The following is a 10,726-nucleotide window of genomic DNA, read 5'->3' on the forward strand; positions in this document are numbered from 1 at the left end:
AGGAGCGAGGCTTGCCCGCGATGAGGCCGGACCTGCCCGCCACAAACTCCACCTCCCCCGCAAAACGGGCCATCCGCGAAAATCGTTGTCCCTGTAGCCGCTGCCGCAGGCTGCGCCCGGCACCGCAAGGGCCGCAAACCGGGCAACCCGATCCACCTGCCGGATCGCGGATACCGCCCTTGCGCCGGCTACGCCGTCGATCGCAGCCGGCGGCAGCGGTTACAATGCCGGCGTGATGCACGCTCAGGACAGCCCCGACATGAACGCCCCCACCTCCGGCAGCGAAGCCGAAACCCTGATTGCCCGGCTGGACTGGGCCGCCACGCCGCTGGGCGCGGTCGACCACTGGCCGCAGAGCCTGCGCACCGCGGTGGACATCGTGATTCATTCGCCGATGCCGATGCTGCTGTTGTGGGGCACGCAGCTGACGCAGATCTACAACGACGGTTTCGCCCTGCTGGCCGGCAACAAGCACCCTGGCGCCTTCGGCCAGCCGACCCACCTGACCTGGCCGGAACTCCAGGACTTCACCACGCCGATCTACCACGCCGTGCTGCAAGGCCAGGTACGCACCTTCAGCGAAAAACCCTTCACCCTGCAGCGCCACGGCCGCGAGTCGGACGTCTGGCTGGACCTGACCTACAGCCCGATCCGCGACGAAAGCGGCGAAGTCGCCGGGATCCTGGTGACCAGCATCGAAACCAACGAGCGGCGGCGCATCGCCCTGGAACTGGAGCAGCGCTCGGCGGCCAGCCTCAAGGCCCAGCACGAAACCGAAGAACGCCTGCAACTGGCGCTGGCGGCGACCGACGCGGTCGGCACCTGGGACTGGGACATCGGCGACGACCGCTTTATCGCCGACGCCCACTTCGCCCAACTGCACAGCATCGACCCGACCCTGGCCGGGCAACTGCCCATCAGCGAATACCTCAAGGGCGTGCACCCGGAAGACCGGGGCATGGTGGCGCGCAGCATCAAGCACTGCATCACCCACGGCACCGAGTACGCCGAGGAATACCGCCTGCAACAGCCCGACGGCCAGGTCCGCTGGGTCTTCGCCCGCGGGCGCTGCTACAAGGATCACCACGGCCGGCCGGTGCGTTTCCTCGGCGCCGCCCTGGACCTGACCGACCGCAAGCAGATGGAACAGGCGCTGCGCCAGAGCCAGACCGAGCTGCAGCTGATCATCAACGCCATGCCGGTGCTGATCGGCTACGTCGACCACGAAGAGCGTTTTCGCCTGAACAACAGCGCCTACCTCGACTGGTACGGCCTGACCCCGCAGGAACTGTACGGCCGGACCATCCGCGAAGTGGTGGGGGACGATATCTACGCCACCCGCGCCGACAAGATCGCCGCCGCCCTGGCCGGCAAACCCTGCAGCTTCGAAGCCAACTCACCGCATCGCGACGGGCGCGCGCGGCATGCGCTGATGAAGTACCTGCCGCGCTACGGCGCCGACGGCGCGATCAATGGTTTCTACATCTTCGTGATCGACGAGACCGAGCGCAAACAGACCGAGGAAGCCCTGCGCCACCTCAACGAAACCCTGGAAGAACGGGTGGCCGAGCGCACCCAGGCGCTGGCCGCCGCCAACCAGCGCCTGCAGAGCGAGATGTTCGAGCGCGAGCGCGCCGAAAACGCCCTGCGCCATGCGCAGAAGATGGAGGCCGTGGGCCAGCTCACCGGCGGCATCGCTCACGACTTCAACAACATGCTCACCGGCATCATCGGCAGCCTAGAACTGATGCAGCGCTACATCGATGACAATCGCAGCGCCGAGATCGGCCGTTTCACCGAGGCCGCGATGTCCTCGGCCAAGCGCGCGGCCGCCCTCACCCATCGCCTGCTGGCGTTTTCCCGGCGCCAGTCGCTGGACCGCCGGCCGCTGGAACCGAACCAGCTGGTGCGCTCGCTGCACGACCTGTTCAACCACACCAAGGGCGAGCACATCGAGCTGAAGATGAACCTGGGCGACAACGTCTGGTCGATCAACAGCGACGCCAGCCAGCTGGAAAACGCCCTGCTCAACCTGGTGATCAACGCCCGCGACGCCATGCCCGACGGTGGCGTGCTGACCATCGAGACCGCCAACAGCTACCTCAACGGCAGCGACCTGGGCACCCTGGAACCGGTCAAGGCCGGCGACTACGTGATGCTCGGCGTCAGCGACAACGGCGCCGGCATGACCCCGCGGGTACTGGCCAAGGCCTTCGACCCGTTCTTCACCACCAAGCCCATCGGCCAGGGCACGGGCCTGGGGCTGTCGATGATCTACGGCTTCGCCCAGCAATCCGGCGGCCACCTGACCATCAGCAGCGAACCGGGCCAGGGCACCTGCGTGCGCCTGTACCTGCCGCGCCTGCACAGCGGAGCCCAGGCCGACAGCCCGGCACCGGCCAGCGTCGAAGCGCCCTACGCGGTGGCCGGCGAATCGGTGATGCTGGTGGAAGACGACCCGGCGGTGCGCATGCTGGTGCTCAACGTGCTGGGCGAACTGGGCTACACCGCCTTCGAGGCCGAGGACGCCAAGAGCGCGCTGCCGTTGCTGGAGTCCGAGCGGCGCATCGACCTGCTGGTGACCGACGTCGGCCTGCCGGGCATGAACGGCCGGCAACTGGCGGAAATCGCCCGCCAGCAGCGGCCGCAGCTCAAGGTCCTGTTCATGACCGGTTATGCGGAAAAGGCCGCCGAGCGCCAGGGCTTTCTCGACGCCGGCATGGACCTGATCGCCAAGCCGTTTTCCATCGAGGCGCTGGCCCAGAAGATTCGTCAGATGATCGGCCAGCAGGGCTGATTTCAGGCATAATCCGCGGCCGCCGTCCGCACCGTTCCAAGGTAACCGCCCCATGAAAGCCCAAGCCCGCCATATCCTGGTGAAAACCGCCGAAGAGGCCGAACAGCTCAAGCAGCGCATCGCCAAGGGCGAAGCCTTCGACGTGCTGGCAAAGAAATACTCCACCTGCCCCTCCGGCAAACGCGGCGGCGACCTGGGTGAAGTACGGCCGGGGCAGATGGTCGGGGCCATCGACCAGGTCATCTTCAAAAAGCCCCTGCGCACCGTGCACGGGCCGATCAAAAGCAAGTTCGGTTATCACCTGGTGCAGGTGTTCTACCGCGACTGAAGCAACACCCGTGGCCGCTACGTCGTCGCGGCTGCAACACTGTAGCCGCTGCCGCAGGCTGCGATCGGCACCGCAGGGGCCGCAAAACCTGGCGACGCGGTCTATCTGACTGATCGCGGATGCTGCCCTTGCGCCGGCTGCGCCGTCGATCGCAGCCTCGCCAAGGCTTGGCAGCGGCTACAGGTTGCCTCAGGTTCTTGGAATCAATGCCCCCGGCACCTGAATCACCCGGCTCGCCAAGCGATGCCCCGCTTCCGCCGCCTGCTGCGGGCTGCCGCCCTTCAAGCGACACGCCAGATACGCCGCGCTGAACGAATCCCCCGCCGCCGTGGTGTCCACCACCTGCTCCACCCGCTGCGCCGGCACCTCGAACGACTCGCCGCCACAGCGGATCAGGCACGCTTCGGCGCCACGCTTGAGCACCACTTCCGGGGTATCCGGGTAAGCGGCAAATACCGCCGCACTGCCGCCATACCCGAACAACGCCAGCTCGTCATCCACAGTCAGCAACGCCAGATCGACATAAGCCAGTACCTCGCGATAAGCCGCCTGCGCCTGTTCCACCGAAGCCCAGAGCCGTGGCCGATAGTTATTGTCGAAGACTATCCACGCCCCACGCTGGCGCGCCTCGATCAAGGTCTCGATCAGCTTCTTGCGCCCCTGCTCGCCCAGCACCGCCAGGGTGATGCCGCTGAAATACAGCACATCGTAGGCCGGCAGCGCCGCCAAAATCGGCTCGGCCGCGGGGGTGGTGAAACAGTCGCGCACCGCCGCTTCGTTGCGCCAGTAAAGAAAGCGCCGCTCGCCCTTGGCGTCGGTCTGGATGCAGTACAGCCCGGGCAAACGCCCCGGCAGGCGCTGGACCATGCCCAGGCCGATGCCTTCCTCGACCCAGCCCTGGCACATTGCATCGCTGAAACTGTCGTCACCCAGGGCGGTGACATAGTCGACGCAAGTGCCCTCGCCCAGTTCGCGGGCCAGGTACACGGCAGTGTTCAGGGTGTCGCCGCCGAAGCTCTGTTGCAGGCTGCCGTCGGCGCGGTGTTGCAGTTCGATCATGCATTCGCCGATCAGGGCGATGCGTTTGGCAATGCTCATAGGTAGGTCTCTGCGGGAAGTGTTGTCTGGGCGGGCCCTATCGCGAGCAAGCTCGCTCCTACAGGGACAGCGTTGCCCTTGTAGGAGCGAGCTTGCTCGCGATCAGCCGCAACGCGGCGCTGCTCGACCTAGAAACAGGTCTCCATGCTCTCCAGCACATCCAGCCGCTCATCCACCAACAACCCGGTACGCCACTTATCAAAGGTCAGGCACGGGTGCGAAGTACCGAAGGCAATAATGTCCCCCACCCGCAGTTCAACCCCTGGCGCAACGGTCATGAACGCATGCTGGTCCATCACCGCCGTGACCTTGCAGGCGCTGACATCATCGCCCTTGGCCGGCAGCACGCCCGGCTTGTAACGCAGCAACGGCACCGGCAAGCCGGCGTCATAAGCCACATCGCGCTTGCCCAGGGCGATCACCGCGAACCCTGGCTCCGGCAGGGACTGCACATGAGCCCAGACTTCCAGCGCCGGGCGCAGGCCTTCGTGCAGGTCGCTGCGACGGTCGAGCACGCAGCACTGCGCCTCTTTATAGATGCCGTGGTCATGAGCCACGTAACTGCCGGGCCGCAGCACACTGAGGAAACGCCCCTGGGCGTTCTGCGCCTCGAAGGACTCGGCGATCAGGTCATACCAGGCCGACCCCGAGGCGGTGATGATCGGCTGGTTGATAGCGAACAGCCCGTCGTCCTGCAACTGCACCGCCAGGCGCACCAGGGACGCGGCAAACTCACGGATGCCACTCACCGCGTGATCGCCATGGATCACCCCTTCGTAGCCCTCGATGCCGCACAAGGCCAAGGCCGGCTGCGCCTGGATCGCCTGCGCCAGCGCCAGCACTTCCTGCTCGCTGCGACAGCCACAACGGCCGCCGACCACGCCGTACTCAATCATCACGTTCAGGCGCACCCCGCGCGCGGCGAAGAACTGCCCGAGGTCGGCGACGTTGTCCGGGTGATCGACCATGCAATAGAAGTCGAAGCCCGGGTCGGCCAGCAACTCGGCGATCAGCCCCATATTCGGCGTTCCCACCAGCTGGTTGGCCATCAGCACCCGGCGCACGCCGTGGGCGTAGGCCGCGCGGGTCTGCACCGCGGTGGCCAGGGTGATGCCCCAGGCGCCCGCCTCCAGCTGCCGGCGAAACAGCGCCGGGGTCATGCTGGTCTTGCCGTGGGGCGCCAGTTCGGCGCCGCTGTCGCTGACGAACTTCTGCATCCAGCGGATGTTGTGTTCCAGCGCCGCGCGGTGCAGCACCAGGGCCGGCAGGCTGACGTCGCGCACCAGGCTGACGCCGGGTTGGGCGGCGCCCTTTTCCACTGCTGCGTTGGTCAAGACAGAAGACATATTCGAACTCCTTACAGCGCTGCCACAGGGGCCAGCGCTAGTCGTTGATGCGACGGGCCAGGCGATTCGCGCTGTCGATCAGCACCCGGCGGTAGTCGGCGTAATTGTTCTGGGCATCGGCCCGTGGCGCGACGATGCACAGGGTGCAGATGCACACCCCGCGCTCGTCCCGCACCGGGGCGGCGAAGCAATGGGTAAAGGTGTCGGCCACGCTGTCGAAGGAGAAAAAACCGTCCTCCGTGGCCTGACGGATTTCCTTCAAGAAAGCCGCCACAGGCAGGCGCTCACCGTCGGGGAGAATGAAGTCGCGCTCGTCGATCAACTCGACGATCTGCTCATCGCTCAAATGCCCCAGCAACAGCCGCCCGGAAGCGGTCCAGGGAATCGGCGCGTTCTCGCCGATATTCGAGGAAATGCGAAAATGCCGCTCGCCCTCCTTCATCAGCGCCACCGTGTACTTGCGCCCGTTGAGCAGGCACATCTGCGCGGTCTCGCGGGTCTGGCTGACGATCTCCTGCAAGGCCGAGTCGGCCTCGCGCGTCAGGTCGAAATGGCGCAGATGGGCCTGCCCCAGGAAGTACAGCTGACGGCCCAGGTACACATGCCCATCCTGGCCCACCGGCTCCAGAATCCGCCGCTCCAGCAAGGACGCCACCAGCTCGTACACCGTGGACTTGGGGCTGCCGATGCCCTTGGCGATATCGTGGGGCCGCAACGGCTGGCCGATCTCCTTGAGGAAATCGAGAATATCGAACGCCCGGTCCAGCCCCTTGGCCCGACGCTTGATGGTGTCTTCGGTCATATCAGTGCCATTTCCTACAAATCACGAAATTCCCGGCGCGCCCAAAACCCGGCATTGCCCCTATCCCTGTAGCCGCTGCCGAGCCCCAGCGAGGCTGCGATAAGGTCCGCAGGACCTTCAACGATCTCAAGACCGCGCGCCCGCTTCGCGGTCGATCGCAGCCTCGCCATGGCTCGGCAGCGGCTACAGGCGTCTACAAAACGCCGCACATCAGCCCTTCTTTTTGTACGCCACACAATCAATCTCAACCTTGCAATCCACCATCATGCTGGCCTGCACACAGGCCCGCGCCGGCGCATGCTCCGGCTTGAAATACTCCCCGAACACCTTGTTGAAACTCCAGAAATCCCGCGGATCCTCCAACCACACCCCGACCCGCACCACATCCTCCAGGCCGTACCCCGCCTCCTCCAGAATCGCCACCACATTGCGCATCGTCTGATGCGTCTGCTCAACGATGCCGCCATGAATAATTTCGCCATCCAGTGCCGGCACCTGACCGGACACATACAACCAACCATCGGCCTCAACGGCACGAGCGAAAGGACGAGGCTGGCCACCGCCTGCGGTGCTGCCGGTGCCGTAGCGAGTGATGCTCATAAGAAAGTTCTCCTGGGTGAAGGTTGACGATCAGAAAATACTGTTCTTGGAATTGCTGCGGCGCAGGATGCTGTCAGTTACCACAGTCAAAGATCGTGCTTGAGTAGGCTATCCCGTTCGCCGTCCTCTACCTGAGCGTCCTCTCATGGCAAAAGCCAACATTGCGGCAAAAAGCACATGCTTTAAACAAGGTCTTCGTTTCAGGAAAAGCACTCCAAGAACCACAAAAAATTCCACTATAGCGGAAAATTATTTGAAATAGCGGAAAAACAACCAAGAGTGTGCCATGGAAAATGAGGAGAGGACAGCGGATGAGGAAATTCAAATAAATCAGAGAAACCTGTACTCGATAGAGAATATTAGCTTTATCAAGGGGATGGGAGATGGTGATGAATAGGTACATCAAGTGAATTTCAAGAAATGAAAGCGTACGCCCAACTATTGACTTTCCTAAACTCTGAAAGGCGTCGATTTTCCGCTTTGAAATCAGAAATGGGAGGAGCCCACCCAACCTAAAGTTGGCAAGCCCACCAAAAAGATGGCACTATGCCGCACAAGTAAAAAATCAAAAAACTGCTTTATCTTTCATATCAATACGGCAATCGAAACATGGAGTTAAAATGCGTCTAATTGATCAAGTAGAGATCGCATATTTTAGATCAATGTACAAAGACAGCCTAAACAACTGCACTGACATCAACGTAGTTTTTGGCAGAAACGACTCCGGAAAGAGCAACATATTACGCGCCCTGAATTTATTCTTTAACAACAAAACCAGTCCTGACCAAGAGTTTGATTTTTTTCAAGACTTCAATCACTCACGTAGAGCAGAAGCTGGTGGAGAGGGCGACATAAGAAAATTTGTATATGTAAAAATCTGGTTTAACACCCCTGCAACCTGGAGAGGGTCTTTAGGAGATCGATTCTGGGTAAAAAAGCAATGGAGCATTTCCTTAGGCTCAGATTCTCAAATCACAACTTCCATCCCAGATCCAAAGCGCCACTATTTATCTCGTTTCTTAAACAAAATACGTCTTTATTACATTCCAGCCATTAAAGACCGAAAAATACTTGAAAGTCTTCAAGCAGAAATCTACAAAGTAATATCAAAAAATATTGAATTTTCCGGTTCACTTACAAACTTTACAAGCGCCCTACAGGATCGAACACAAGATCTTAGCGAGCAACTTCTTAGGGACTTAAATATAACCAGCGTCGTAACCACACCAAAGGATCTTACCGATCTATTTAGATCACTTGACTTTGAAACAACCTCGGAGGCTGGAGACTCTTACAGCCTAACACTACAACGTGGTGATGGAGTTCAAGTAAGGCACATCGCACCGATTCTATCTTTCCTTGCCGAACATAGTAATGAGGACTTTCACATTTGGGCCTTTGAAGAACCGGAGAACTCCTTGGAGTTAGCCAATGCGATTGAGGAGGCCAGCAGATTCAGAGTCTTCGGCCAACAGCCCAACAAGCAAATCTTCTTAACAAGTCATAGTCCAGCCTTTTTTTCACTTGAGCACGATGACACATCTAAATATTTTGTTAGTCGCTCTCACACCATCCAAGATCGAATTAACTCATCGATTGCCAAAATAGGCGGTCCTGCCGACCCTCTTCCTAGTGAATTAATGGGAGAGACACCGCATCTACCAGTAATTAGTGCCTACCTCAAAGAAGCACATGCAAAAATCCTAGAACAAGAAGAAAATAGTAAAGAATTAAGTCGAAGGCTTGACGCTCATAATCAATCAATAATTTTCGTCGAGGGCGCTTCTGACGTAATGATTTTCTCTAAAGCATGGGAAATCATCATGAATATCGAGATGCCATTTCGTTTTGAGTCGGCTGGTGGCACAACAAAAATGGAAAGTCTTTCTCGCGATGGAAAAGTACTATTAGGATTAGCCCCAGAACGAAGAATATTCGCTTTGGTTGATAACGACACGGAGGGTCGTGCACTCTATACCAACTCTCGCCTTAGCAGAACTGGTGAGTGGGTACAGCATAATTCAAATAAAGTTTACTGGTGCCGGCTACCCTTCAACACTGAGTTTGACCGTTTCATGACAACACTAGGCTTACCCAAGAATATTTGGCCAGGAAGCCTTGAAAACTTCTTCACGCCAGAAGTTCGAAACATAGCGTTCGAGGCTGGAATTCTACAACTTACTACTTCTCCGCATGCAGAAATTATTTCAGCAGAGCATTTCCACCGCATTCAGCCCTATATAACCCCGAGAGATGACTTGAAGCACTTCAACATATTAACAACACATGAAGACTCAAAAATCCCTTTTGCGGAGTGGATTGTTCAGATAGCAGATGACACACCTGAAATATTTGAACCGCTGAGACCTGTATTCGAGGGAATAATTAGAATTTTGGATAACGAATAACTCAGAAGACAGCTACTCCAAATGAGCAAAGCCATTAAAAACACTTTTAAAGCTATCATTTAAAAATACAAAGCCAAGCGAGCCACCAAAACTACAACCTTGTGGCTCGCCCAGCTCTATATAGCACTATTTCTTCCTAGGTTTTCCTGCATCACTACGCTTTTCGCGGACCTGCCCATCGTCATTTCGGGATCTAGGCTGTTGCCCACCACCCGGCTTAGGAACAGTCACATTGGGGTTAAGTGGCCGTCTATCTGTCATTTTTTCTTCCTTACATTATCTGAAATGTTGTCTAGAAAAATCACAGCCTCTGGTCACTAAATACTCGGCCATCTCTATTCCACCGAACTGCTGACGATCATAGGCTGGCTTTGAAGCTAGCAAATCGCCACCTACATTTCTACAATCTTCTTTAGATCATTGTGGCAATTCATCTTCTACTTCAGTGGTAATACCAGTCTGGATATAGAGTAAGGATTCTCTGTAAGTCGTTCAGACAGACCTATGTACCTTGTCTACTTCCTCACTTCTCCTTATAGTTCCGCTTGTCGCTGCCAATTCAGCGACCGGACTTGGCCGTCCGAACCTTCATGCGCATAAGCGCCCACCATGCGAAAGCGGGCGCTTTTTTGCATCCGCACGTCCGTGTTATGGCGGCTGTGCGTGGGACACCTTCGGGTGTGCCGAGGTCATGAAGCTCGGTCGGCCAACCCGCGTACAGTTGCCACCCTTATTCGCTTGGCCGCGAAAGGTGGCAACTCCTCAACTCTTCATGGAGCGTCACCGTTATGGATTACCAACCGTTCACCTCCTCCAACACCACCGACCACCCTGTCGCCTTTATCAACCCTCAAGCCCCCTTGCTTGACCTGCTGACCTATGCCGGTCTGCGCATCCGCGCTGCCCGGGACATGCTGGACAGCGTGTCCGGCATGACCAGCCGCAACGCCGACGACCTCGACCTGATGCGCTTCTCCAGCGTGGCAACCTTGTTGTTGCAGGACGGATGCGACGTGTTGCACGTGGCAGAACAACGGGCGATGGAGCTGCCAGAGCCTTAACCGAACCGCCTTAGCCTTTGCTCTTGCTGTGCTTTGGCTTTTGATCTAGCTCTTGATCCACCCGCCCCATCGGGAGGCCGAGTGGAGGTGTTCATCAGGGGGATGGCGCGCAGCGCCCCTCGACGCAGTCGAGGACGTCGCATGGAGGTTGAAGCGAAGCCAACCGGAGGGCGATGCCCCCTGATGGACACCGTAACGAGGGAACCTGAGCGCAGCGAAGGCCGTACGCAGGGGCAAGCGTTTTTTGGTTACTTTTTGCTGGGCCGGCATTCCGGCGTTTGAAAAA

Annotated in this window: 8 protein-coding genes; 4 read left to right on the top strand and 4 right to left on the bottom strand. The window is 58.8% G+C overall.

Annotated features, from left to right (window positions below; translation table 11 throughout):
* The first annotated feature begins 259 nt into the window (after positions 1–259).
* Both PVZ78_RS02670 and PVZ78_RS02675 read left to right on the top strand, forming a co-directional pair.
* A complete protein-coding gene (locus PVZ78_RS02670; RefSeq protein ID WP_016703104.1) occupies positions 260–2,797 on the top strand; it encodes a PAS domain-containing sensor histidine kinase in 2,538 nt (845 codons plus the stop codon).
* 52 nt (positions 2,798–2,849) lie between these two features.
* Entirely contained in the window at positions 2,850–3,125 is a 276-nt protein-coding gene (locus PVZ78_RS02675; RefSeq protein ID WP_007932676.1) for a peptidylprolyl isomerase, read from the top strand.
* Positions 3,126–3,314: 189 nt separating this feature from the next.
* On the opposite strand, the gene PVZ78_RS02680 is transcribed toward PVZ78_RS02675, so the two are convergent.
* The 4 genes from PVZ78_RS02680 to PVZ78_RS02695 all read right to left on the bottom strand — a co-directional run bounded on the left by PVZ78_RS02680 (position 3,315) and on the right by PVZ78_RS02695 (position 6,971).
* On the bottom strand, positions 3,315–4,223 hold the full coding sequence (locus PVZ78_RS02680; protein WP_273828189.1) for a sugar kinase: 909 nt from the start codon (positions 4,221–4,223) through the stop codon (positions 3,315–3,317).
* 128 nt (positions 4,224–4,351) lie between these two features.
* The gene (locus tag PVZ78_RS02685; protein ID WP_273828190.1) at positions 4,352–5,569 is read right to left on the bottom strand and encodes an amino acid deaminase; all 1,218 of its coding nucleotides are present in this window, start codon (positions 5,567–5,569) and stop codon (positions 4,352–4,354) included.
* 37 nt (positions 5,570–5,606) lie between these two features.
* On the bottom strand, positions 5,607–6,371 hold the full coding sequence (locus PVZ78_RS02690; protein ID WP_273828191.1) for an IclR family transcriptional regulator: 765 nt from the start codon (positions 6,369–6,371) through the stop codon (positions 5,607–5,609).
* Between the two features lie 210 nt (positions 6,372–6,581).
* On the bottom strand, positions 6,582–6,971 hold the full coding sequence (locus PVZ78_RS02695; RefSeq protein WP_028682636.1) for a RidA family protein: 390 nt from the start codon (positions 6,969–6,971) through the stop codon (positions 6,582–6,584).
* A gap of 620 nt (positions 6,972–7,591) precedes the next feature.
* Between PVZ78_RS02695 and PVZ78_RS02700 the strand changes: the two genes are divergently transcribed.
* Both PVZ78_RS02700 and PVZ78_RS02705 read left to right on the top strand, forming a co-directional pair.
* On the top strand, positions 7,592–9,379 hold the full coding sequence (locus PVZ78_RS02700) for an ATP-dependent nuclease (RefSeq protein ID WP_273828192.1): 1,788 nt from the start codon (positions 7,592–7,594) through the stop codon (positions 9,377–9,379).
* Between the two features lie 788 nt (positions 9,380–10,167).
* Positions 10,168–10,440: a hypothetical protein gene (locus PVZ78_RS02705; protein WP_041986068.1), complete on the top strand. Its 273-nt coding sequence runs from the start codon at positions 10,168–10,170 to the stop codon at positions 10,438–10,440.
* Positions 10,441–10,726 lie beyond the last annotated feature (286 nt).

It is taken from the genome of Pseudomonas sp. SBT1-2 (genome assembly GCF_028640875.1).
In the GTDB taxonomy this organism is placed as follows: Bacteria; Pseudomonadota; Gammaproteobacteria; order Pseudomonadales; family Pseudomonadaceae; genus Aquipseudomonas; species Aquipseudomonas chlororaphis_I.

Bases quoted from the DNA above. Each gene is read 5' to 3' on its own strand.
- PVZ78_RS02705 (WP_041986068.1), top strand. From the start codon at position 10,168: ATGGATTACCAACCGTTCACCTCCTCCAACACCACCGACCACCCTGTC.
- PVZ78_RS02700 (WP_273828192.1), top strand. From the start codon at position 7,592: ATGCGTCTAATTGATCAAGTAGAGATCGCATATTTTAGATCAATGTAC.
- PVZ78_RS02670 (WP_016703104.1), top strand. From the start codon at position 260: ATGAACGCCCCCACCTCCGGCAGCGAAGCCGAAACCCTGATTGCCCGG.
- PVZ78_RS02680 (WP_273828189.1), bottom strand. From the start codon at position 4,223: ATGAGCATTGCCAAACGCATCGCCCTGATCGGCGAATGCATGATCGAA.
- PVZ78_RS02675 (WP_007932676.1), top strand. From the start codon at position 2,850: ATGAAAGCCCAAGCCCGCCATATCCTGGTGAAAACCGCCGAAGAGGCC.
- PVZ78_RS02690 (WP_273828191.1), bottom strand. From the start codon at position 6,371: ATGACCGAAGACACCATCAAGCGTCGGGCCAAGGGGCTGGACCGGGCG.
- PVZ78_RS02685 (WP_273828190.1), bottom strand. From the start codon at position 5,569: ATGTCTTCTGTCTTGACCAACGCAGCAGTGGAAAAGGGCGCCGCCCAA.
- PVZ78_RS02695 (WP_028682636.1), bottom strand. From the start codon at position 6,971: ATGAGCATCACTCGCTACGGCACCGGCAGCACCGCAGGCGGTGGCCAG.